At 69.1% G+C, this 23725-nt stretch carries 22 protein-coding genes; 4 read left to right on the top strand and 18 right to left on the bottom strand.

What is annotated here, in order from left to right; genetic code table 11:
- Positions 1 to 12 precede the first annotated feature (12 nt).
- Positions 13 to 975 carry a LacI family DNA-binding transcriptional regulator gene (locus AB0E69_RS00900; RefSeq protein WP_360137425.1) on the top strand — a complete coding sequence of 321 codons (963 nt, stop codon included), beginning with the start codon at positions 13 to 15 and terminating at the stop codon, positions 973 to 975.
- Positions 976 to 1021: 46 nt separating this feature from the next.
- Complete coding sequence (locus AB0E69_RS00895; protein WP_360137422.1) at positions 1022 to 1702, top strand: SDR family oxidoreductase; 681 nt, start codon at positions 1022 to 1024, stop codon at positions 1700 to 1702.
- On the opposite strand, the gene AB0E69_RS00890 is transcribed toward AB0E69_RS00895, so the two are convergent.
- From AB0E69_RS00890 to purS, 6 genes are read right to left on the bottom strand one after another with little or no spacing between them, the layout of a single operon-like run.
- Entirely contained in the window at positions 1699 to 2175 is a 477-nt protein-coding gene (locus AB0E69_RS00890) for a DUF1707 domain-containing protein (protein WP_360140342.1), read from the bottom strand. The two genes, AB0E69_RS00895 and AB0E69_RS00890, sit on opposite strands and share 4 nt — an antisense overlap.
- Before the next feature lie 10 nt (positions 2176 to 2185).
- The gene (locus AB0E69_RS00885; RefSeq protein WP_360137419.1) at positions 2186 to 6250 is read right to left on the bottom strand and encodes a hypothetical protein; all 4065 of its coding nucleotides are present in this window, start codon (positions 6248 to 6250) and stop codon (positions 2186 to 2188) included.
- 55 nt (positions 6251 to 6305) lie between these two features.
- Positions 6306 to 8579 (bottom strand): phosphoribosylformylglycinamidine synthase subunit PurL, encoded by a 2274-nt coding sequence (gene purL / locus AB0E69_RS00880; RefSeq protein WP_360137416.1) that lies wholly within the window; start codon positions 8577 to 8579, stop codon positions 6306 to 6308.
- 1 nt (position 8580) lies between these two features.
- Positions 8581 to 10554, bottom strand: a complete 1974-nt coding sequence (locus AB0E69_RS00875; RefSeq protein WP_360137413.1) for a hypothetical protein — start codon at positions 10552 to 10554, stop codon at positions 8581 to 8583.
- 44 nt (positions 10555 to 10598) lie between these two features.
- Positions 10599 to 11270: a phosphoribosylformylglycinamidine synthase subunit PurQ gene (purQ, locus tag AB0E69_RS00870; RefSeq protein WP_360137410.1), complete on the bottom strand. Its 672-nt coding sequence runs from the start codon at positions 11268 to 11270 to the stop codon at positions 10599 to 10601.
- A complete protein-coding gene (gene purS, locus AB0E69_RS00865; RefSeq protein ID WP_360137407.1) occupies positions 11267 to 11518 on the bottom strand; it encodes a phosphoribosylformylglycinamidine synthase subunit PurS in 252 nt (83 codons plus the stop codon). The genes purQ and purS overlap by 4 nt, the downstream gene beginning before the upstream one ends.
- A 164-nt stretch (positions 11519 to 11682) precedes the next feature.
- On the opposite strand from purS, the gene AB0E69_RS00860 reads away from it, so the two are divergent.
- Entirely contained in the window at positions 11683 to 12171 is a 489-nt protein-coding gene (locus AB0E69_RS00860; RefSeq protein ID WP_360137404.1) for a hypothetical protein, read from the top strand.
- On the opposite strand, the gene AB0E69_RS00855 is transcribed toward AB0E69_RS00860, so the two are convergent.
- Positions 12168 to 13043 carry a phosphoribosylaminoimidazolesuccinocarboxamide synthase gene (locus AB0E69_RS00855; protein WP_360137401.1) on the bottom strand — a complete coding sequence of 292 codons (876 nt, stop codon included), beginning with the start codon at positions 13041 to 13043 and terminating at the stop codon, positions 12168 to 12170. The genes AB0E69_RS00860 and AB0E69_RS00855 overlap by 4 nt on opposite strands.
- Complete coding sequence (locus tag AB0E69_RS00850; protein ID WP_360137398.1) at positions 13018 to 14124, bottom strand: FAD-dependent monooxygenase; 1107 nt, start codon at positions 14122 to 14124, stop codon at positions 13018 to 13020. Before AB0E69_RS00850 ends, AB0E69_RS00855 begins: the two co-directional genes overlap by 26 nt.
- 52 nt (positions 14125 to 14176) lie before the next feature.
- On the opposite strand from AB0E69_RS00850, the gene AB0E69_RS00845 reads away from it, so the two are divergent.
- Positions 14177 to 14794, top strand: a complete 618-nt coding sequence (locus tag AB0E69_RS00845) for a TetR family transcriptional regulator C-terminal domain-containing protein (RefSeq protein ID WP_360137395.1) — start codon at positions 14177 to 14179, stop codon at positions 14792 to 14794.
- On the opposite strand, the gene AB0E69_RS00840 is transcribed toward AB0E69_RS00845, so the two are convergent.
- From AB0E69_RS00840 to AB0E69_RS00795, 10 genes are all read right to left on the bottom strand, one after another.
- Complete coding sequence (locus AB0E69_RS00840; RefSeq protein WP_360137392.1) at positions 14758 to 15180, bottom strand: hypothetical protein; 423 nt, start codon at positions 15178 to 15180, stop codon at positions 14758 to 14760. The genes AB0E69_RS00845 and AB0E69_RS00840 overlap by 37 nt on opposite strands.
- A gap of 515 nt (positions 15181 to 15695) precedes the next feature.
- Positions 15696 to 17687 carry a glycosyltransferase family 39 protein gene (locus AB0E69_RS00835; protein WP_360137389.1) on the bottom strand — a complete coding sequence of 664 codons (1992 nt, stop codon included), beginning with the start codon at positions 17685 to 17687 and terminating at the stop codon, positions 15696 to 15698.
- Between the two features lies 1 nt (position 17688).
- Entirely contained in the window at positions 17689 to 18909 is a 1221-nt protein-coding gene (locus AB0E69_RS00830; RefSeq protein WP_360137386.1) for a bifunctional glycosyltransferase family 2/GtrA family protein, read from the bottom strand.
- Between the two features lie 75 nt (positions 18910 to 18984).
- Positions 18985 to 19389, bottom strand: coding sequence for a hypothetical protein (locus tag AB0E69_RS00825; RefSeq protein ID WP_360137383.1), 405 nt, complete (start codon positions 19387 to 19389; stop codon positions 18985 to 18987).
- A 1-nt stretch (position 19390) separates the two neighbouring features.
- The gene (locus tag AB0E69_RS00820) at positions 19391 to 19747 is read right to left on the bottom strand and encodes a hypothetical protein (RefSeq protein WP_360137380.1); all 357 of its coding nucleotides are present in this window, start codon (positions 19745 to 19747) and stop codon (positions 19391 to 19393) included.
- Positions 19748 to 19760: 13 nt separating this feature from the next.
- Positions 19761 to 20669: an LLM class flavin-dependent oxidoreductase gene (locus AB0E69_RS00815; RefSeq protein ID WP_360137377.1), complete on the bottom strand. Its 909-nt coding sequence runs from the start codon at positions 20667 to 20669 to the stop codon at positions 19761 to 19763.
- Between the two features lie 70 nt (positions 20670 to 20739).
- Positions 20740 to 22170: an adenylosuccinate lyase gene (gene purB / locus AB0E69_RS00810; protein WP_360137374.1), complete on the bottom strand. Its 1431-nt coding sequence runs from the start codon at positions 22168 to 22170 to the stop codon at positions 20740 to 20742.
- An 18-nt stretch (positions 22171 to 22188) separates the two neighbouring features.
- Complete coding sequence (locus AB0E69_RS00805) at positions 22189 to 22743, bottom strand: hypothetical protein (RefSeq protein WP_360137372.1); 555 nt, start codon at positions 22741 to 22743, stop codon at positions 22189 to 22191.
- Positions 22736 to 23218, bottom strand: coding sequence for a SigE family RNA polymerase sigma factor (locus tag AB0E69_RS00800; protein ID WP_360137369.1), 483 nt, complete (start codon positions 23216 to 23218; stop codon positions 22736 to 22738). The genes AB0E69_RS00805 and AB0E69_RS00800 overlap by 8 nt, the downstream gene beginning before the upstream one ends.
- A gap of 52 nt (positions 23219 to 23270) precedes the next feature.
- Complete coding sequence (locus tag AB0E69_RS00795; protein ID WP_360137366.1) at positions 23271 to 23690, bottom strand: glutaredoxin domain-containing protein; 420 nt, start codon at positions 23688 to 23690, stop codon at positions 23271 to 23273.
- Between the last annotated feature and the right edge of the window lie 35 nt (positions 23691 to 23725).

Raw genomic sequence — 23725 nt, 5'->3', positions numbered from 1 at the left:
GGAGGAAACGCGATGAAGGTGCGGATCACGGACGTCGCGGCCCTGGCCGGCGTCTCCGCCGGTACGGCGTCCAAGGCGCTGAACAACACCGGTCAGCTCAGCCAGGCGACCCGCGACCGGGTACGGCGGGCCGCCGCACAGCTGGGCTTCACTCCGGACAGCCGCGGCCGTGCGCTCTCGTCCGGGCGGACGTACACGGTGGCGCTGCTGACCACTGACAGCTCGGGCCGGTTCAGCATCCCGATCATGCGCGGGGTCGAGGACGTGCTGAGCGCAGGTGAGCTGTCGACGGTCCTCTGCGACACCAGGGAGGATCCGCTGCGCGAGCGGACGTACCTGCGGTCGCTGGTCGCTCGTGGCGTCGACGGGATTGTGGTGACTGGCCGCCGTACCGAGCCGCGCGCGCCGATCGACGTACCGCTGCCTGTGGTCTACGCACTGGCGGCGTCAACGGATCCGGCGGACGCGTCGGTCATCGTCGACGACTCAGCCGGGGCTGCTGCAGCTGTTGCGCATCTGCGCGGCCTGGGGCGGACCCGGATCGCCCACATCACCGGTCCGGCCCACCACCGGTCCGCGGTCGAGCGCGCTGAGGCCGTGGCGGACCACCTCTGCACCGAGCCACTCTTCGGCGAGTGGAGCGAACGCTGGGGCCGCCAGGCCACCGATCTGGTACTGCGTGAGCACCCGGACGCGATCAGCTGTGGCAGCGACCAGATCGCCCGCGGCGTGTGCGACCGGCTCCGCGAGCTCGGGCGCGACGTACCAACTGACATCGCGGTGACCGGCTACGACAACTGGCTGGTGATGGCGCTGGCGAGCCGGCCGCCGTTGACGACGGTCGACCTTCGGCTCGAGGACCTCGGACGACGGGCCGCTCACCTGCTGCTGGACGCGATCGGCGGCTCGCCGCATCACGGCGTACTCGAGCTGCCTGCGCAGCTGGTCACCCGGGAATCAACGCTTGGGGCGTGATGTTGACGCCCACTGTCTGATTCACCCTGGTTGCGAGGAGATCGTTGTGTCGTCTGTGCTGGTCGTCGGTGGAAGTGGTGGCCTGGGCCGGGAGATCGCCCGGTTCTATGCCCAGCGTGACGACGACGTGGTGGTGACCAGTCGGTCGGCCGAGCGGGCGGAGGAAGTGGCGTCCGAGCTCGGGGCGCGCGGGCTGGCCGTCGATCTCGCCGCGCCGGAGACGATCGAGAAGGCGCTCACGGACATCGGTGAGCTGGACTACCTCGTGATCACGGCGATCGAGCAGTCCGGCCAGACGGTCAAGTCCTTCAGCATCGCGGACGCGGTGAAGGCGTCGACGGTGAAGCTGGTCGGCTACACCGAGGTCGCGCGGGTCCTGCACGACCGGTTCCGGCCCGGTGCCGGGATCGTGCTGTTCGGTGGGCTCGGGAAGGTTCGGCCGTACCCGGGCTCGACGATGATCACCGCGACCAACAGCGCGGTGTCCGGTGTCATGCGCACGCTGGCCGTCGAGCTCGCTCCGGTTCGCGTGAACGCGCTGCACCCGGGCGTCATCGGCGACAGCCCCGCCTGGCAGGACCGTGACATCTCCCCGATCGAGACCCGTACTCCGATCGGCCGCACGGCCACGACCGCCGAGGTCGTCGACGCGACCGACTTCCTGCTCCGCAACGGCGCCGCGAACGCGATCGACCTGCACCTCGACGGCGGCGTCCGGGTCGTCTAGCTGCCGGCTTGCCCGCGTTTGGCCCAGCGGTAGGTGAAGAACACCCAGGCCAGCGCGGGCAATCCGAAGATCGCGGCGGCAATCTCACGCCCGAACACCAGCAACATCAGCCCGGTCAGCGCGAACGGCAACGCCAGCCACACGGCGCCCACGAACGCCGCCCACCGCCACCTACCCGGCTTCCGCGGCTCGACCTTGTAGAGCGAGGGCGCCGGCAACCCAGCGAAGATCGGCTGCAGGTCTCCATGGGTCACCGCATCGTTCAGCCGATCCACCCGCCGATGCAGCTCGGCCTCGTCCAACCGGCCGACGGCAAACTGCTCGGCGAGGTCATCGGTGGCGATCCGTCGCTCCTCATCGGTCAGCCGCAACGCAGCCATCCGCCGCCGCGCAGCAACCTGGCGAGCCTCCTGCCCGGCCGCAGCCGCCATCCCCACCCACTCAGAAGCCTTGACCGGCCGCCGCTCCACCATCCGCCTCACCTCACTCTCCTCCGAGTGTGCCAGACCCCCGTTCACGGGTACGGCTCTCAACCAGGCCGATCACCAGGTCAGCGAACTCGCGGAACTGCTCGTGGTCCACCTGAGCCATCGCGGCCACCGGCTCGTACCAGTTCCCCTCGACAAACGCCTGCGCGAGGAGCCGGCGCGCCCGCGGTGGATCCGCGACGTCGGCGATGCGGGTCAGGGACCGGGCCCGGTTCTCGGCCGTTCGCTCGCGGTCGACGGCTTCCTCGGCCCGCTCGAACCACACCGGTTGAGCCGGCTCGCCCGCGGTACGGATCAACACGCTCCACAGCTCGACCTGGTCACTCGCCGGAATCCGGCGGTCGATGACCGCCTCGGCAAACGCGAAGTCTCCCGCTCTGACTGCTGCTTCGACAATCGGACCCAGCACGTAGCGATTGGTGTCGCCGTTCGTCAGCTCGAGAGCCCGCCGGTACTCACCACGGCGAGCGAGCTCGGCCGCCAGTGGCTGACCGGTCCAGCGATTCTCCTCCGGGTCCACCAGCACCTCGATCAGCCGCTCGACGAGCGTCGTGTCCCCGGCCTCCACCGCGGCTCGCGCCAGCAGTGGCATTGCCTCGGAGCGGTCGAGGCCTGCTGCCATCTCCCGATAGGTCAGTTCCGCGTCGTCCCAGCGGCCCAGCTCGAGATAGAGCGAAACCAGCAGCCCCCGAGCACGATCGCGCCCGTCCGACGGCCAGCTCTCGGCCACGTCGTGCTCGGAGACGAGCGCGGCCAGTGTCCGCTCGAGGCGGTCGACGACCTCATGCACGCGGGTCTCAAGCCCGGCCGCGATCGCCGCCTCCCCCACCTGTCCCCAAGCGGTCATCCGGCTGCCTGCGGTGTCCAACGCATCGGCACTGTCGAGAGCCAGAGCAGCCAGCTCGTCGGCGCGATCCCGTTCGCCGCGACCAGCTGCGGTCGACATCATGGCGGTCAGCACCGATGGCTGCATGATCGGCGCAAGGTGCTCGAACAGGCTGATCGCCAGGTCGTCACGACCTGCTTCGGCCGCCAGCCGACAGACCTCGGCCAGCGCGCGCCGGCGCAGGCCAGGATCCAGGATGCGGCCGCCCAGCTCCGCGGCTGCTTCGAAGTCACCGCCGCTCGCCAGCGCATCGACTGCCCGCGTTCGCTTCACGGGCTGGTACACATCGGCACTCTCGTTGCTCGAGACCAGCGGCTGACAGAGCTCTTCGGCCAGCGTCCGGCCGTCCAGGCCGCTTCGGGTGCGGGCCTCGACCAGCTCCACCAGCAGACCGAGCTGGGTCTCGGCGTCGGCGGTACGACGGGCGACGGCTTCAGCCAGCTGGTCGTCACCGGCCTCCACGAGGCGCCGTACCACGTCAGTCAGCAGCGAACGGCGTACGTCGTCCGCGGACAGCCTGGGCAGGATCACCGCTGCACGCGCCGCCTCCCCGGCCTCCGAGAGCGCCCTGGCCAGCGTCCGCAAGCCGTCGCCGGACGGATGCTCCACCATGCCGGCCGCGCTCCGCTGAACCAGGTTCGCCAGGTCGGCTGCGTCATCCGTTCGTCCGAGCTCGACGCACACGTCCGCCAACCGAACCATCGACTCGTACACGACGCGGTCGGCGAACCGTCCTGTCAGCGTTGGGCCCTCCAGCACCCTGTCGGCGACCCGCCGGCCCTCCTCGACGACGCCATGCGCACCGGCCTCGTCCCCCGCCCGCAACAGCGCTCGCGCCAGCTCTGGGGACGCCGCCAGCCGGTGCTCGTCCTCCACCAATCGAGTCATCAGGGCCCGAGCACGGGGCAGATCCCCGTGCTGCGCCACCCGCTCTGTCAGGTCGGCCAGGACTTGCTGACTGATCTTGTCGTCGTCGAGGCGGTTCAGGAACTCCTCGGCAGCCGCAGTGTGGCTTTTCCACGCCAAGGCGAGGGCAAGCGACCCGACTTGCCGGGCCAGGTCCCGGTTGGCCGATTGTCGCGTCGCCAGCTCCCAGAGCCGGTCGAGATCCGTTGGCTGAGCAACCAGCTCGTCCACCTCGCGCGCGTACGGATCCTCGTCGTCACGTTGCTTCAGCCGAGCCTCGCTCGCTCCTGGGTCCTCCGCTCGTGGGTGCAGTTCGGTCAACAGGTTGCCGAGCCAGTAGCCCTGGAGGAGCTCGACCACCGAATCGGCCTCCCGGGTGAGGCGTGCGACCAACGCATCGTCGCCGCGGGCGCGGGCCGCCTCGACCCGGCCCACGGCGGCGACCAGCTTCAGGTACGGGCTGTCGATCGCGTCCTGCACCGGCGCCGCCAGGGTGTCGTCGACGGCCGCGAGCGTTGTTGCCAGCGGTCGCAGCTCCAGCTCATCCGTTGCCATAGGCACCCATCTCAGCGCGTCCGCGGCGAGCCGGTCGACCCGGGTCCGGTCGCCGGCCGCGGCGGCGTCGCCCAGGAACCGGCGGAGTACCCGGAGAATCTGGTCGGCGTCGTCCGCGGAACGTACGAACCACTCGAGGCGGCGCTCGTCGCCGGTCTCCAGCAGAGCTGCTGTCAGGGCCTGCATCGCGCTCCGCCGGTCGTGCTCGGAGCTCAGGCCGCGGGCGAGGGCAAGAGCCCGGTCGTCGTCGCCGAGCCGCACCCAGAGGGCGGGGAGCTGTGTGGGGAGGTGGGAGTTCCGTGCGTCGACGTACTCGCGGTGGAGAGCCACCTGGGCGAGCAGGGAGAGGTTCGGCCGTTCCGCGGCGACCAGGGCTTGAGAGAGTTCAGCGATCTCCAGGCGGGCTACGTGGTCGCCGCCGGTCGTGGCGAGCATCCGTTCCCGGCGTACGTCGTCCGTGACCAGGGCGACCGCGTCGGCGAGGTCACCGGCCTCGATGAGTTGGCTGAGGTGGCCGCGGAGAAGGTACTCCGGAGTTGTGGCGGGCCAGCCGTCGGCCGCGATCTCGTCGGACCAAGTCTGCAGGGACGCGCGGTGGTTGGCGAGCTCGCTGGGGTCCAGGGTGCGCAGAGTTTCCTGGCGGAGCTCTTCGTGGGCCAGTCCGAGAGTGTGCTGGTCGGCGTGCCAGCGGGCTGGGCGAGTGATGAAGGTACGGCCGGCCAAGGACTCGATCAGGCGGCTGACCTGGTCGCGGGGGTGCTGAGTGAGGGTCGCGAGGTCGGTGGCGGTGAGACCACCGCCAGCTGCGACCAGGAGGCCCAGCACTCGACGGCCGAGTGGGTCGTCGAGGAGGCGGCGAAGCTCGCGCTGGGCGGTTGCCTCGTTCGCTTGGGCGTGGCGTGACGCCGGCAACTGGTGGACAGCGTGCCGGAGCGGATGGCTTGGACCGATCTCGGCGGGGAGCGGTGGGTGCGGGCGGCCGGCGACGATGATCTTCAGGCCGGGGACAGGTTCCGCGGGCAGCAGGGACGCGATGGTGTAGGTCTCGGCGTCCACTACGGTGCCACGGTCCTCGTCCAGGCCGTCGACAACCAGGATCAGGTGGCGGCCGGCGGCGCGGCTGTGTTCGGCGGCCTCGGCCAACCGCGCCTGGAGATGACGAGTCCGGATCGGCGCGCGGTCGTCGTACGCCGGTCTCGAGCCGAGGAGCGCATCGAGTTGCTCGGTCACCGCCTCGATGAACGCGTCGCGGTTGTTGTGCGGGTTGAAGCGGGTCGTGATGAAGAAGGACACGACATCGCAGTCAGCCGGCGGGTGCAGCACGAACCAGGCGAGCAGCGCGGTCTTCCCGGACCACGCGTCCGCCACCCAGCGCCAATAGGACTCCGACGAAGCACAGAACTCGGCCAGCTGAGCCAGCTCGGCTTCACGGTCGAGCAGCACGGGCGGCTTCAGTTGTCGCACGTCCTCGAGGTACGCCGTACCTCGCACCGGCTCCACCAGCTGCTCCGGCTCGACAGGTGACGCAGTACGCCGACGGAACAGCGGGCCGAGCAGCACCGCGACAGCGACCAGCAGGCTGAGCGCGCTGGCCAGCTTGTCCGCCTTGTCGAGGCCGACGGCGTACAGGTAGGTCGCCACGCCCGCGAGGACCAGCACCGCGGCGGCGCGCACCAGCCAGATGCCGATACCGACGCGACGTCGAGCCGTCAACCTGCCTCCCGGATAGCCTGGCATCGCAGACTATCCGAGCCGGCAGGCCGACGAGCTAGTTGAGAACCGACGGCAGCGTCTGCGTCCAAGCGCTGCGCAGCTCGCTCAGCGAGACCTCGAACTGGTCCTGGACGTCCAGGGTCTCGCCGGTGATCACACCGATCTTCGCGTGCGGGAAGCGGCGGGCGGTGCACATGTCCGTGAACCGCACCTCCTCGGTGCGCGGTACGGCGACCACCGCGCGCCCGGCCGACTCCGCGAACAGGAACAGGAACGGGTCGATACCTTCCGGCGCCCACACCCGCGCGCCGACGCCGCCGCGCAGCGCCGACTCGACCAGGGTCTGCGCGACGCCGCCGTCGCTGACGTCGTGCGCCGCGTCGATCAGACCGTCGCGGGACGCGTTGATGAGGATGTCAGCGAGCTGCTTCTCCGCCTCGAGGTCGACCGCCGGCGGCCGCCCGCCGAGGTGACCGTGGACGACGTGCGCCCACTCGGAGCCGGACAGCTCCTCCTCGGTCTCGCCGAGCAGGTAGAGCTGGTGGCCCTCCATCTCGCCGGTGAAGCCGATCGGGGTACGGCGGGTGACGTCGTCGATGACGCCCAGCACACCGACGACGGGCGTCGGCAGGATCGGGGTCTCACCGGTCTGGTTGTAGAACGACACGTTGCCGCCGGTGACCGGGATGCCGAGCTCCTTGCACCCGTCGACCAGGCCCCGAATCGCCTCCGCGAACTGCCACATCACCGCCGGGTCCTCGGGCGAGCCGAAGTTCAGGCAGTCGGTGACCGCAGCCGGGCGGGCGCCCGTGGTCGCGACGTTCCGGTAGGACTCGGCCAGCGCCAGCTTCGCACCGGTGTACGGGTCGAGCTTGGCGAACCGCCCGTTGCAGTCGGTCGACACCGCGACGCCGAGGCCGCTGGTCTCGTCGACCCGGATCATCCCGCTGTCCTCGGGCTGCGCGAGCACCGAGTTGCCGAGCACGTACCGGTCGTACTGGTCCGTCACCCAGGACTTGTCACACAGGTTGGGCGAGGCAACGAGCTTCAGCAGCGTGTCCCGCAGCTCCAGCCCACTGCTTGCCCGCGGCAACTTCTCGGCGCCGTCCGCCTGCAGCTCGTCCTGCCAGGCAGGCCGCGCGTACGGACGCTCGTACACCGGGCCCTCGTGCGCGACGGTCCGCGGCGGTACGTCGACCACGCGCTCACCGTGCCAGTCGATCTCCAGCCGGCCGGTGTCCGTGACCTCGCCGATCACGTCCGCCTGCACGTCCCACTTGGCGCAGATCTTCAGGAACGCCTCGACGTTGTCCGGCGTGACGACCGCCATCATCCGTTCCTGCGACTCGCTCATCAGGATCTCTTCCGGCGCGAGCGACGCGTCCCGGAGCGGCACCTTGTCGAGCGAGACGTGCATACCGCCGTCACCCGCGCTGGCCAGCTCCGAGGTCGCGCAGGACAGCCCGGCGCCGCCGAGGTCCTGGATGCCCTCGACAACCTTCGCCTGGAACAGCTCGAGCGTGCACTCGATCAGCAGCTTCTCCATGAACGGGTCGCCGACCTGGACCGCCGGCCGCTTGGTCGGGCCGCCGTCCGCGAACGTCTCGCTCGCCAGTACGGAGACCCCGCCGATCCCGTCGCCGCCGGTCTTGGCGCCGTACAGGATGATCAGGTTGCCGACGCCGCGAGCGTTCGCGAGGTGCAGGTCCTCATGCCGCATGACCCCGACGCAGAGCGCGTTGACCAGCGGGTTCCCGGCGTACGTCGGGTCGAAGACGACCTCGCCGCCGATGTTCGGCAGGCCGAGGCTGTTGCCGTAGCCGCCGACCCCGGACACGATCCCGGGCAGCACCCGCTTCGTGTCCGGCGCGTCCAGCGGTCCGAACCGCAGCGGGTCCATCACCGCGACCGGCCGGGCGCCCATCGCGAGGATGTCGCGGACGATGCCGCCGACCCCGGTCGCCGCGCCCTGGTACGGCTCGACGTACGACGGGTGGTTGTGCGACTCGACCTTGAACGTGACGGCGTACCCCTCGCCGATGTCGATCACGCCGGCGTTCTCGCCGATCCCGGCCAGCATCTTCCCGGCCGGCGTCTCCTGCGGGATCTCACCGAACCGCTTCAGGTGCACCTTGGACGACTTGTACGAGCAGTGCTCGCTCCACATCACGGAGTACATCGCCAGCTCGCAGCTGGTCGGGCGGCGGCCGAGGATGTCGCGGATCCGCTGGTACTCGTCCGGCTTCAGACCGAGCTCGGCCCAGGGCTGCTCGGTCTCGGGCGTGTTCGTGGCGTTGCTGACGGTGTCGGCATGCGTTTGCGGGGACACTTCAGGACTCCTGCATCAGAGGGGACTCAGGTGAAACGGTAGCGGGCTGCTGGGAAGCGACGAGATGAGCCACCAGCAGCGGGAAGGTGAAGCCGCCCATGATGGCGGGCAGCGCGACGCCGGCGTCGTTCAGGAGCATGCCGACCAGACCACAGGTCGACAGTGCGAGCAGAGTCGGCCGGACCATCGGCAGACTGGTGTAGAAGGTGCGGTACGCCGCGAACGGGACGCGCTCCGGCAGCACAGTCGCCAGCATGGCGAGCACCACCCCGACGAGCAAGGCCCAGCCTGCCGGACCGGTGAACCACTGAACAGCCATCTGCAGCTTGCGGATCAGTACGTCGCCGACCTCGCCGTCGAGCAGACGAGCGACAAAGGTACCGAAGTGGCTGCGCTGCTCCGGTGGACGCAGGTAGTCGAGGAACGCGACCGCAGAGACAGCCAGTACGCCGGCCACGCCCACGCCGATCAGTGCCCGCAGTGAGATGCTGCCGCGCCAGGTCAGCCAGGCCATGAGGAGCACGGCCGGAGTCAGCGCGACGATGCCGCCGAAGTCGGTCCCCCAGCCCGGCTTGCCGTCGACCACGATCGCAGCACCACCGATGACGAGCACGGCGAGCGCAGCCTGCACCCTGCTCTTGGCGATGAGCTTCTGCGCGACCCATCCGGCAGTGACGAGCGCACCGACCGCCAGCGTGGCGAAGGTCGAGTTACCGAAGCCGTAGAAGCGTCCGCCGATCACAGGTCCGTCAGTGAACATGCTGCCGAACTGCAACGGCGTACCGAGCACGCCGTCGACGAGCAAGATCAGGTACGCCGCCAGCGCGAACGCCAGGAACGCGTAGCGCTTCAGGAACACGTACGCCGCGACCGCCGCCAGCACGCTGATGCCAAGCACGACGAAGAACAAGGACACGCCTGGCGATGGCCAGCGCCACCACATCGTCGCCGTGGACAGGAAGACAGCGATGAAGAACCCCGCCTGGGTGAGCAGACCGAGGACGGCAGCATGTCGCGAGACAGGGCTCCTGCGGATCGCGAACCAGACGAGGGGCAGCACGGCCAGAGCTGCGATCAGCACACCGACCACCTTGAGCACCGGACGTGGCTGCTCGAACCGCTGGTTGGTGTCCAGCCGGTCGTCGATCACCGCATTCGCATCGGTGTGCCGGTCGCCAGTGAAGTGGATCTCGTTCCCGTCCAGCGGCCCAGCGGCTGCGTCGCCGGCCGGGTCGACCCGCTTGGCGTCACCGCGCAGGACAGTGGCCGTCACGTCGGTCAGCTGGATCAGACCGGGTCGCCTGGTCGAGTCACTGGTCAGCCACCGCGGCCCGTTGTCCGGCGGCAGCTGCATGGCAACCAGCGGCTCATGATGTTCGCCTGCGGTCTGCTGACTCACGCCAACCAGCAACACCCAGCCACCTGCGTCCCGCGCCTGGGCAACCAGCTCAGCGACCTGGGACAGCTGGACACCACCAGCATCGACGATCGCATCACCACACGTCGCCAGCTTCAAGCGGTCGAAGGAAGGCATCCAGTCGGCGACCGAACCATCTGTCGTCGCGATGGCAACCGCCGCTCCGGGACCGAACCCACACACGTTGTCCCGACTCACGCCAAGCCGGCCGATCGGTGCGCCGGTGTGGTGCTCGGCCTGGCGATCGATGTAGGTCTGCCAGCCTGCCACCTTGCCGTCGACAACGGCCGGCAGGTCACCGCACGCCTCGTCGGGGACGCTCCCCCACGCGCGGGTCCCCGCACTGATCGTCAGCCACCCGTCAATCGGACAGGTGTGCGGCCCAGCCGTCTTGACCGTGATCGACCCCACATGCGACTGGTTCACCAGGGCGGTCAGCTCCGGCGACGACTTCACGTCGTTCCAGCTCAGTCCTGGGACGCCGATGACGACGACCTTGGCCAGCAGGTCCGTCGGCTGCGCCACCGCAGTACCCGAGAAACCCACCACGGCAGCCACCCCGAGCAGAAGGGTGCGAAGTACCCGCACCCCGGAGGACTTCATCAGGAGGCGACGACGGCCTTCAGCACCGAGGTGAAGAAGCCCAGGCCGTCCGTGGTCGGGCCGGTGAGGGTCTCGACGCAGTGCTCGGGGTGCGGCATCAGGCCGACCACGTTGCCGCGCTCGTTGGTGATCCCCGCGATGTCGCGGTACGAGCCGTTCGGGTTCTCGCCCAGGTACCGGGCGACCACCCGGCCCTCGCCCTCCAGCCGGTCCAGCGTCGCCTCGTCCGCGACGAACGACCCGTCCTGGTTCTTCAGGACGATGGTGATGTCGTGGTTGGCGTCGTAGTCGCTGGTCCAGGCGGTGCGGTTGTTCTCGATCCGCAGCGGCTGGTCCTTGCAGACGAACTTGCGGTGGTGGTTCTTGATCAGCGCACCGGGCAGCAGGTGCGACTCGCAGAGCACCTGGAAGCCGTTGCAGATCCCGAGCACCGGGAGGCCTTCGGCGGCCTTCTTGATGATGGTGTCCATCACCGGCGCGAACCGGGAGATCGCACCGGCGCGCAGGTAGTCGCCGTACGAGAAGCCGCCGGGCAGGACGACCGCGTCCACACCCTTCAGGTCGGCGTCGCCGTGCCAGAGCGCGACCGGCTCGGCGCCGGCGACGGCGGCCGCGCGGCGGGCGTCGACGTCGTCGAGCGAACCCGGGAAGGTGACGACCCCGATCTTCACCGGCCGTCCTCGACGTGCAGCGTGTAGTCCTCGATCACCGGGTTGGCCAGCAGAGTGTCCGCGGCCTTGCGGATCTCCGCGACCCGCTCCTCGGTGGCCTCACCGTCCAGGGTGATCTCGAACCGCTTCCCCTGCCGGACGTCGGCCACGCCGTCGAAGCCGAGCCGGCCGAACGCGCCGTGCACCGCCTTGCCCTGCGGGTCGAGAATCTCGGGCTTGAGCATGACGTCGACGACAACGCGAGCCACTGACTACTCCAGGTTAGTTCCGGGGTGACGAGCGAATTCTACCGGCTGACCGCGACCGCTCCTGTCAAGGGGGTGAAGGAGCGGGTCCGGTGTGACCCTGATTGCGCCCCGGAGTGGTGCTGCCTTCCCCGTCAGAAGCTGCCGCCACACATACCCTCGGTGACATGTGGGTGTGGCAGCTCGTGCTGGCGGTCGGGATCGGCATCGGGTCCGCCGTCATCCCGGTCGTGAACGCGGAGGCCTACGTCCTGGGCGTCGGCGCCACGCACGCGCTGGACCCGGTCGTGGCCGCGATCGGCGTGGGCGTCGGGCAGACGCTCGGCAAGGTCGCGATGTTCCTCGCCGTCCGCTACCGGCCGGGGTACGCCGCCCGCAAGACCAAGGAGCCGAAGCCGGCCAACCTGGAGACCCGGTGGGGCCGGTTCGTGCAGTGGAACCGCGACGTCAGCAAGCGCTTGCTGGCAGCGATGAGCGACGCCCGCTGGGGCATCCCGGTCACCCTGCTCAGCTCGTTCGTCGGCATCCCACCGCTGTACGCCGTGGCGCTGATCGGCGGCGCCTCCCGGATGCGGGTCGTGGTCTTCTCACTGTCCGTCCTCGCCGGCCGGGTCGGGCGCTTCGTGCTGCTGGCGCTAGGTGTCGGCCTGTTCTAGGCCGAGAACTTCCGCCCGGTGAGCTGCTCGTACGCCCCGACGTACGCCGACCGCGTGCGCTCGACCACCTCGTCCGACAGCGGCGGCGGCGCCTCGCCGGAGGTCCGGTCCCACCCGGACTCGAACTGGAGCCAGTCGCGAACGATCTGCTTGTCGTACGACGGCTGCTGTTTGCCCGGCGCCCACTCCGCAGCCGGCCAGAACCGGCTCGAGTCCGGCGTCAGCACCTCGTCCGCGAGCACGATCGTCCCGTCCGCCCGGGTCCCGAACTCGAACTTCGTGTCGGCCAGGATGATCCCGCGCTCCTCTGCCATCCGCCACGCCTGCGTGTAAATCGCGAGCGTGGTGTCGCGGAGTGCGGCCGCCGTCTCCGCGCCGACGGTCCGCACGACCGCGTCGTACGACACGTTCTCGTCGTGCTCGCCGATGTCGGCCTTGGTCGCCGGCGTGAAGATCGGCTCGTCCAGGCGCGAGCCCTCAACCAGGCCGGGCGGCAGCGGGATGCCGCAGACCGCGCCGGTGGCGTTGTAGTCGAGCAGGCCGGAGCCGCTCAGGTACCCGCGGGCCACGCACTCCACCGGGAGCATCGTCAGCTTCTCGCACACCACAGCCCGACCCGCGACCTCGGCCGGGACGTCGGTAGAGATGATGTGGTTCGGTACGCCGAGCTGCTCGAACCACCACAGGCTCATCGCGGTCAGGACCTTGCCCTTGTCCGGGATCAGCGATTCAAGGATCCAGTCGAACGCGCTCATCCGGTCGCTCGCGACCATCAACAGCTCGCCGGACTCCAGCTCATACAGGTCGCGCACCTTGCCGGAGTGGACGTGCTTCGCACCGGGAATCTCAGGGGCCTGCGGGGGTGTGGTCACGCCGCGATTGTTCCACCTGCCCCTTCCGGCCCCGCAGAGCCACCAGCTTCCCGCCCAGTCCGAAGGCGCCGTCGCGAACGGCCCGCAGTACCGGGCTCTCGGTCTGCGCCAGGCGCCCGAGAGTTCGCGAGCGCCTGACCAGCTTGGTCGTGATCGGCCGCCGCTCGGCGTCGTACGCCGTCAGCGCCTGGGTGAGGTCGCTGGTCGCGGTGAGGTGGCGGGCGAGCGCACCGGCGTCCTCGATCGCCGAGCATGCGCCGCGGCCGAGGTTCGGCGTCATCGCGTAGGCTGCGTCACCGAGCAGGGCGATGCGGCCCTGGGCGAACGGGACCAGCGGGAGCGTCAGGTCGTAGATGTCGTTCTGCAGCACGGAGTCCGAGCCGGCGATCAGCCGCGGAATCGGGTCGTGCCAGGTCGCGAACTCCGTCGGCTCGCTCCGCTGACCGGGCGGCCGGTTTACGGTGGCGTACCAGTAGTACCGCCCGTCGATCAGCTGGACGAACCCGAACAGTTGCCCCCGGCCCCAGGTCTCACCGCCGCCGTCGTCGAGCTCCAGGTCCGCGATCCCCCGGTACGCCGAGAACCCGGAGTACCGCGGGCCCTGGTACTGCGGGTAAAGCGTGCCGCGGACCACGCTCCGGATCCCGTCGGCCGCGACGAGCAGGTCGGCCCGGAGGTCGTCGTTGACCGTGACGCCGTCCGGATCCTGGGCGAGCTTTGTCACCTCGTAGCCGGTCCGGACGGCGATGGCCGGTCCGAACTCGGATCGGATCAGCTCGTGCAACCGGGCCCGGTGGATCATCACCGGCAGCTCCAGACCCAGCTCGGCCGCCGCGACCACCCAACGTCCGTCCGGGCGGCGCATCCCGGCCGGTTTCGAGGGCTGGGACGACTTCTCCACCCCTTGGACGCCGAGCTCCGCGAGTACGGCGACCGCGGACGGCCAGAGCGAGATCCCGGCCCCTACCTCACCCAGCTCCGGAGCCCGCTCCAGAACCGTGACGCGCCACCCGCAGCGCTGTAGCGCGACGGCGGCGGTGACCCCACCGATACCTGCTCCGACCACGATCGCCGTACCCATGACTGCGACTCTACATCTGTAGAGTGCGGCTGGGAAGTGCGAAACTGACCGCGTGACGAAGCAGGTCCCGCTCGGGGCGGATCGCCGGGACGCGATCGCGGACGCCGCCATCCACCTGGTGGCGACCCGCGGGCTGCGCGGGCTGACGCACCGCGCGGTGGACGCTGAGGCGGGACTGCCGCCGGGGTCGACGTCGTACTACCTGCGGACGCGGAGCGCCCTGCTCACCGCCTGTGTTGAGCGGATGCTGTCGAAGGACGTCGGCGGGATGCCTACGGACGCGGCTGACCTACCGCCGGTCGACTTGCTGGCGTCGTTCGCGATTGGTCTGACCCGCGATCGCCGGGACGACCTGGTCGCTCGCTACGAGCTGTCGCTCGAGGCGGCTCGTCAGCCCGAGCTGCGAGCCGCTATTGACACAGGCGGTCGCCGGCTCCGCCTGATGCTGGCTCAGCTGCTCGAGCTGATCGGCGTACCCGATGCTGAAGCGGCGGCGTGGCCGGTGGCGGCGATGATGGACGGGCTGATGTACGACCGGGTCGCCGGGGCCGGGGCAACGCTCTCACCAGAAGCGTTCGAGACCGCCGTACGACGCTCGCTCACCGCCCTGCTCGACGGTCTGCTCGACAGGGGTCAGAGGCGCTCCGTCAACGTGACGAAGGTGAAGTAGCAGACACCGAGCAGCATGCCGACGTGGCCCAGGACGGACAGCCCGGCGCCGGAGCCCCAGGAGTCGCCCTGCCCGTCGTCGGAGTGTTTGCCGCCGCTGGGCAACCAGCGGGACAGCAGCAACAACCCGACGATCGTCAGCAGCCACCAGCCGGCCAGCATGACGACGGCGATCTCGCGCCGACCGGTGACGAGGGCAACGACCCAGCCGATCAGCGTGATCACCCCGATCACGGTATGCAGACGGAGCAGGACAGCTGAGTACCCGTGCCGCCCGGCGCCGTGACCGGTGCCGTCCACAACGGTTCCGCCGAGGCGGACGCGCGTGAGCAGTACAACAACCGCTCCGAGCGCGGTCAGGAACCAAGTGACGTTCGACCATTCCACGCACCGATCCTTACCCCACTGGCCCAGTGGGTGAACCATTCCGCGTGTCGTCTCGTCTCTGGACAGTCGTCCAGTACCGCGCCCGGCGGGCCAAGTGTCCGCTCGGACCCGCCGGGCTGCTCAGCTAATTACCCTGCGCCTGTCCCGGAACCTGCTGCTGACCAGGCAATTGCTGGTTGCCCGGTTGCTGCTGCTGGTTGCCCGGCTGTTGCTGCTGCCCTTGGAAGCCGGGGAACCCCCCACCACCTGGACCCCCGAATTGGTTCTGCTGACCACCGGATCCGTCCCACGAATGCCCTACCGCCATCCCACCCAAAAACGCAAGCACAGCAAGCAAAGAAGCCGCACCCGCCAACATCAGGTTGTTCGGCCGACCACTAACCTGAGGTGCGGCACCGGCTTGGGGTGTAAAGCCGGCGTGAGGTGTGGTAGTGGACTGGGGGGCTGGGCCGTTTTGCGGTTCTGGATGGGCGGTGCGGGCTGCTTGGTACTGGGATTCGGCTTGGTTCGGCATATCAGGCTCCTGTTCCGGTGGAGAGGTCGTAGATGGTGGTGTTGCCTACGTTCTGGGACTGGAAGTTCTGGGCAACCCAGGTAGCGATCTCGGACGAGGTCCCACCGCGGTTGCCGCCGAACCCACCCCCACCACTCCCGACGAAGTAGTGGATCTTGCCCTGAGCAACCAGTTCCTTGAACTGCGCCAACGTCGGCGCGGAGTCCGTCCCGTTGAACCCACCGATCGCCATCACCGGCTCCCCGGACGCGATCTGCAGCGGCGCAGCTCCGTTCGCGGTCACCGCCGCAGCAGCCCAGGTGTACCCCTTCGCCCCGTTCTGCAGCAGCTGCACCAACTCACTCGAGACCCCACTGGTTCCACCACCACCGAGGAACCCACCACCGCCACCGCGCATCCCGGTCGCACCCTGACCAGCCGTGCCCTGCCCCGGCGTACCGGTGCCGGTCTGTCCAGGCGGCATACCCATCCGTCCACCACCAAACCTGCCGCCCATCCCACCCATGCCAGTGGAAGGTCCAGCAGTAGGAATCGCCCCAGCATGCGCCGTAGCGATCGTGTCCACCGCGTACGCCGCCGGCCCGGCCAACGCACTGATCGCCAGCGCCACAGCCGCAACCATCCCGCCCCGCCGAGCCGCCGTACGACGCAACTGCAACTCAGGCAGCAGCATGATCAACCCAGCAGCAGCGACCCCGGCGATCAGCACCATCCACCGCAGCCACGGGTGCCACGTCGGGCTGTCGTTCAACAGCGAGAAGCTCCACCCAGCCGTCAGCAGCGCTCCACCGGCCAAAGTTGCCCGCGGCAACCACGCCGCCCGCCGCCGCCAGAGCACCATCATCGCCGCACCGATCACAGCACCGATCGCCGGCGCCAAGGCGACCATGTAGTACGGATGGATGATCCCCTGCATGTAGCTGAACACCAGCCCGGTCACGACCAGCCAGCCACCCCACAGCAACGCAAACGCCCGCGTCTTGTCCGTCCGCGGCGCCTTGCCCGCAGCAACCACCAGTACGACGGTCGATAGCAAGGCCGCCGGCAGCAACCAAGCGATCTGCGAGCCGAACTCCCCGCCGAACAACCGCTGCAACCCGGTCGCGCCACCCCAGCCGGGGTTTCCGACGCCACCGCCGACGGACCCACTCTCGTTCCCGCTCAACCGCCCGAGACCGTTGTACCCGAGCGTCAGCTGAAGAATGCTGTTCGTCGACGACCCACCGATGTACGGCCGCGCCGACGCCGGCACCAGTTCGACGATCGCGACCCACCAGCCGGCGCTCACGATCAGCGAGGCCGTTGCCAGCAAGAGATGCAGTAGCCGCTTCCCGAGTGCCGGCTTCCCGGCGACCAGGTACGCGATCCCGAACGCCGGCAGGATCAGGAACGCCTGCAGCATCTTCGTCAGGAACCCGAAGCCAACCAACGCGCCGGCCAGCATCATCCATCGCGCGGCATGCGCCGTCGAGTCGATGGCCCGAGTAACCGCCCACGCACCAGCGCACAGCAGCAGGATCAGCAACGCGTCAGGGTTGTTGAACCGGAACATCAGTACCGCGACCGGCGTCAGCGCGAGGATCGCACCCGCCAGCAGACCGGCGTTCGCCGAGAACCAACGCCGTACTGCGACGTAGACGAAACCGACGCTCGCTACGCCCATCAGCGCCTGCGGGACCAGCATGCTCCACGAGTTGAAGCCGAAGATCCGCGCCGACAGGCCCATCACCCACAGCGACCCCGGCGTCTTGTCCACGGTGATGAAGCTGGACGAGTCAAAGGATCCGAAGAACCAGGCCTTCCAGCTCGTCGACCCGGCCTGCACCGCGGCCGCGTAGTACTCGTTGGCGTAACCGTTCTTCGACAGCCCCCACAGGTACGCGATCGCGGTCAGCGCCAGGAGGCCGCCGTACAGGATCTTGTCCCGGCTGAGGGTGTACGCCGTCGTCAGCGTGCGTTCGCGAGCGGTGACCGGATCGGTCAACGTGGCCATGTCAGTTGCTCCGGGTGTGATCGAGAACCGGCTGTGGTTCGAAGGCGGGCAGGGTGGGCGCGTCGTCGTCGAACACCCAGGTCTGGAAGAGGCTGAACCGGACCACGGTCGCGGCCAGGTTCGCGATGGTCAGGACGGTGATTTCCACGGCTTGGTGCGGCGCGGAGACAGCCGTGTGCAGCAGCCACAGCGACGCGGCGGTGAGGCTCCAGCCGATGCCGAAGGTGACGAGGCCACGGAGCTGATGCCGCCAGCGGCCCTCGATCCCCCGGACACCGAAGGTGATCCGCCGGTTGAGCGTGGTGTTCGCAACCGCGGTGATCAGCAGCGCGAGCAGGTTCGCGACCTGAGCCGGCATCTCCTGGCGCAGTACGAGGTAGAGCAGCGCGTACGCCGCCGTACTCAGCACGCCGACGGCGCAGAACCGCAGTACCCGAGCCGCCAGGGCCGTCCGGGGATCGAGGATCCGCGGCCGCCCGTACTTCTGCCGGATCGGCTCCAGGTCGGTCCGGCTCCGCATCAGTCGAGCGATCCCCCGCAGATCCTCGCCGACCGTCTTCGCGATCGCGACCCGCGAGTCCAGGTCGTCGACCCAGTCCACCGGTACTTCGTGGATCCGCAGCCCGGCCTTCTCGGCCAGGATCAGCAGCTCGGTGTCGAAGAACCAGCTGGTGTCCTCGACCAGCGGCAGCAGCTCGCGGGCGACGTCGGCGCGAATCGCCTTGAACCCGCATTGCGCGTCCGAGAAATGCGCACTCAAGGTTGCCCGCAGCAACAGGTTGTACGAGCGCGAGATGAACTCCCGCTTCGGCCGCCGGACCACCCGGGAGCCGTTCGACAACCGCGTGCCGATGGCAACGTCGCTGTGTCCGGCCAGCAGTGGTGCGACCAACGGCAGCAGTGCGTTCAGATTGGTGGACAGGTCGACGTCCATGTACGCGAGCACCTCGGCGGGGCTCTCGGACCAGACCTGCTTCAGCGCCCGGCCACGTCCCGACTGCTCGAGCCGGACGACCCGGACCCCGGCCAGCTCGGTGGCCAGCAACATACCGATCTCATAGGTCGCGTCCGTACTTCCGTTGTCCGCGATGCAGACCTCGGCCGGAAACGGGAAGGCGGCGTCGAGAAACGCGCGCAGCCGCCGGATGTTCGGACCGAGGTCGTGTTCCTCGTTCTTGACGGGTACGACGATCTCGACCCGCGGATGCCCTGGAATCTCCATGCATCCGATGCTGTCCGGCGAACCTGTGCCGGCCCCTGCACGCGGCTGGCAGTTCGCTGGGAACTAGGACAGGTGCTAGCGGGTGCGGCGCAGCCAGAGCAGACCGAGCACCGGCAGGACCAGCGGCACGTAGCCGTAGCCCTGGCCGAAGTGCGACCACACGGTCTGGTCCGGGAAGTCGTCCGGCGCGGCGTAGCTGAAGATGCCGATGCCGATCACGCCGACCAGCTCGATGGCGATCGCCGCGGTCGCGACCTTCCGCGACACGGTCGTTGCCTTCGCCAACGCGAACGTGGCCGCGATGTAGATGACCGCGGCCAGGGCCGACAGCAGATATGCGATCGGTGCGTCGTGGAACTTGGTGGCGATCTGCACGCCGGCGCGGGCGGTCGCGGCCAGCGCGAAGACGCCGTACACCGCGATCAGGATCCGCCCCGGGCCATGCTTGGTGCGTGCCGGATCGTGTGCGGACTCGGTCATCTCAAGCCGTCCAGATGTCATACAGCCGGAGCTCAACGATCGGGATCACGACGCACGCGATTGCCAGCGCGCCCGCACCCCAGCGGCTGCTCTCGGCGAGCGCCCAGAACGCACCGATCGGCAGGATCAGCAGCGAGCCGATCAGGTAGCCGAAGAAGAACGGCCCGGACACGTCGCGCGTGGTGTGGGTGAAGTGGACGATCCCGGTGCCGAGCTGCGCGAGCAGCCCGAGCTCGATCACCCCGAGCAGCCCCAGCAGGGTCCAGTTGATCCGCTTGTCCCGCGCGGCCAGCACGACAGCGAAGACCGTCGCAGCCAGCGAGAGCGCGACCAGCACCCAGGTGAGCGGTTCCAACACGACGTAGAGAATGTCACAGGCGTGGCAGCACCTCGGAGGCAACCCGCTCGATCTGTTGGGTCAGCCGTTCCGGCGGAAACAACCACAGCCCAAGGGAGTCGGCCCCTGCCGCTCTGAGCGCCCGCAACCGCTCAGTTACGTGCTCTGGCGTCCCCGCGGCCGCATACTCGTCGATCCAGTGATCGGGCACCACACCGTCAGCTATCTCATCGGCGTACCGCGACTGCGTCACCAGCGCCGAGTGCCGCTCTGCCCGCAGGAAGAACCCGACCGCGTCCCGCACAGCATCGCGCGCAACGGCCGGGTCGTCGTCCACAGCGGTCAGCACGTACGCCGTCTTCGGCAGGGCCGTCAGCGACGAGGCCCAGCGGAGGTAGCTCTCTCCAGCCAGCACAGACAGCAGTACGCCGTCAGCAAACTCGCTGCTGGCCTTCAGAGCCTTCTCGTTGACCGCACCGACCCAGATCTCCGGCACCTCGGCCGGCGGCAGGTCCAGTGCGATCCCGTGGAACTCATGCGCCACGGTTGCCCGGTCCACGGTCTTCCCGCCGAGCAGGTCGCGCAGGACGCCCACGGTCTCCCGGACAGCAGTCAACGGCTTCGAAGGCATCAGGCCCATCTGCCGCACCCACGACTCGCTCCCGAGCCCCACGGCGACCCGCAACCGTCCTGGATGCATCCGCGCGAGGCCTGCGATCTCCATCGCCAGCACCGCCGGATGCCGAGCCACCACGCTGACCAGCCCGAGCCCTGCCTTCACGTCCGCTGTCGACGCCAGCAACTGCGCGACGCCGGACAGCCCACCACTGAAGAAGCAGTCCTCCGAGAACCACTGCTCGGTGAAGCCCGCCTGCTCAGCCGCCCGAGCCCCGGCCGCCAGCTCCTCCGCCGGCGTCAGACTCCCGAACACCACACCCACCATCTGCCCACACCTCACTAACCGGACTGTAGTTCCAGTTAAAGGTAGTGGACTACGGTCCGGTTAGCAACGGTCAGAGAATGTCTCCCGGGGTATAGGCGGCCGCCTCCGGGTGGCGCTTGGCCAGGGTGTCGATCTTCGCGACGACAGCGGCGACCTGGTCGACCGCAGCGCCGGTGAAGGACAGCGGCTCGCCGACGATGCCAACGATCTCGTCCTCGGTCAGGCCGAGGCGGCCATCGACGCCGAGGCGGTGGAAGAGGTCGTTGACGGTGAGGCCCTGGCGCAGGTCGAGTGCGGTCGCGACCGCATGCTCCTTGATCACCTCGTGCGCGGTCTCGCGGCCGACGCCCTTCTTCACCGCGGCCATCAGCACCTTGGTCGTGGTCAGGAACGGCAGGTACCGCTCCAGCTCACGCGCCACGACCGCGGGGTACACCCCGAACTCGTCCAGCACGGTCAGGAACGTCTCGAACAGCCCTTCCAGTGCGAAGAACGCGTCCGGCAGCGCGACCCGCCGTACGACGGAGCAGAAGACGTCGCCCTCGTTCCACTGGTTGCCGGCCAGCTCGCCCGCCATCGACGCGTAGCCGCGGAGGATCACCGCGAGACCGTTGACCCGCTCGCAGGACCGGGTGTTCATCTTGTGCGGCATCGCCGAGGAACCGACCTGGCCCTCCTTGAAGCCTTCAGTGACCAGCTCGTGCCCCGCCATCAGCCGGATCGTGGTCGCCAGGCTCGACGGACCGGCGGCGAGCTGGACCAGCGCGGAGACGACCTCGTAGTCCAGCGACCGCGGGTACACCTGCCCGACGCTGGTCAGCGTGTCGGTGAAGCCGAGGTGCTGGGCGATCGTGGTCTCCAGCGTCGCCAGCTTCGCCGCGTCGCCACCGAACAGGTCGAGCATGTCCTGCGACGTCCCGACCGGGCCTTTGATGCCACGCAGCGGGTACCGCTCGATCAGCTCCTCGATCCGCGCGATCGCGACCAGCAGCTCGTCCGCGGCGGAGGCGAATCGCTTGCCCAGCGTGGTCGCCTGCGCAGCGACGTTGTGCGAGCGGCCGGTCATCACCAGCGCGGCATGGTCGGCGGCCAGCTGGCCCAGCCGTACTGCGGTTGCCACCGCGCGGTCCCGGACCAGCTCCAGGCCGGCCCGGATCTGCAGCTGCTCGACGTTCTCGGTGAGGTCGCGACTCGTCATGCCCTTGTGGATGTGCTCGTGCCCGGCGAGCGCGCTGAACTCCTCGATCCGCGCCTTCACGTCGTGCCGCGTGACCCGCTCCCGTGCCGCGATCGACTCCAGGTCGACCTGGTCGATCACCCGCTCGTAGTCCTCGACCACCCCGTCCGGCACCGCGACGCCGAGCTCCTGCTGCGCCCGCAGTACCGCCACCCACAGCTTCCGCTCGAGCACGATCTTGTACTCCGGCGACCACAACTGAGCCATCGGGACACTCGCGTACCGCGCGGCAAGAACATTCGGGATCCGGGGTTTACTCACCACCCCATTCTCCCAGACCGCTCACCGTGCCACGGTCAGCAGTCCACAGACCTGTGGACGAGCGTTCGCCGTACACAACCGGTACCGCCCGTCCGCGATCGTCTCCGGCACGACCACTCGGTCCGGCCCGGGCCCGTTGATCCCGACGTCAGGCCAACCGAACCCATCAGCCGGTTTTGCCCAGGTGGGCCGGTGCCCGGCAGGCGGCTGACCCCAGTCCGAGCTGAGGTAGTACAGCACCGTGCTCGACTCACTCTCCTTCGCCAGCTGGAAGGCGACGCCTCGCGGGCTGGACCGCGGGAACGTCAGAGCGACTATTTGCCCGGGCTTGGCGGTCTCCGGCGTCACGACAATGGGGTCCTGAGGTCTTACGGCCGGTTGCGGCACGGCCGTGTGCCGTGGCGCGACGGTCGCGACTACACCGACCGCGACGGCAGCGGCCGCTACCGCAACCCAACTGCCGGTACGTCGGCGCCGCCGGGAGCTGGCCGTAGCGACGACGGCGTCGAAGTCGCCTGTCGACTCAGTGGCTTGCCGGTCCGCCAGTGACTGCAGGGCTTCCTTCAGGTCAGGCATGGTCGTCGCTCCTCAACCTCGTGGACAGCACTTCCCTTGCCCGCGACAAGCGCGATTTCACGGTGCCCTCGGCGATCCCGAGGGTCTCTGCGACCTGTGCGACGCTCAGGTCGCACACGTAGTGCAGGACGACGACCTGCCGCGTCGGCATCGGCAGCGCTGCCAGCGCGTGCTCAAGATCACCGCCGTACCCCTCCGCCGGGTCGGGCGCGGACTGAGCGGGCAGCCGGCGGAAGAGCTGCGCCAACCGGTTCCGGTCCCGGTGGCGGTTCGCAGCCAGCCGCACGGCCACCAGCCGTACCCAGGCCTCCGGGGCGTCGTACCGCGAGACCTTCTTCCATCGCGGCACCAGCCGGACGAACGCCTCCTGCACGATGTCCTCGGCCTCGGCCCGGGACCCGGTCAGCAGCGAGATGACACCGACCAACCGGGGCTGGCTGGCGGCGTAGAACTCACGCAGGCCGATCGTCTCCATGCTCGTACACACCCCCGACCCGCTGATCCGGTTCCATGACAGCGGAACCCGGCTAGCGGCGGCCCAACTGCTCCCGGACCCACCGCGGCGCCGGGTTCACGCGGGCTTCGCTGCCCGACACGACGGTAGGCACCGTCTCGTTACCGTCCGCGATCGCACGGACGGCCGCTGCCGCCTCGGGATCGGTCCAGATGTTCACCCAGGAGGCTTGGCCGGCTGAGCCCCGTAGTGCGACGCGTAGGCGCAGGCAGAACTGACACCCCGGCCGCCAGTAGACGATCGGCCTCCCGGCCTGCGAAGCCTCGGCCGCAGTCACTGACCGTGGAAAGGCCAGCGGCGAGAACACCAGACCGAGGACCACGCAGACGACGAGCTCGACAACCGCCGCTCCGCGCGACCCGTGTGCTGACGACCAGGCTGCGAACGCCAGACCCATCCCGGTGAAGAGGAGGGCGAACTTCCAGCTGCGCAACACATCTCCATCCAAGCAGACATGCGACCGTTACA

This window comes from Kribbella sp. NPDC026611 (assembly GCF_040638345.1).
In the GTDB taxonomy this organism is placed as follows: Bacteria; Actinomycetota; Actinomycetes; order Propionibacteriales; family Kribbellaceae; genus Kribbella.
The sequence above is the reverse complement of the archived record's forward strand: the minus strand, read 5'-3'. Positions and strand labels throughout refer to the sequence as shown.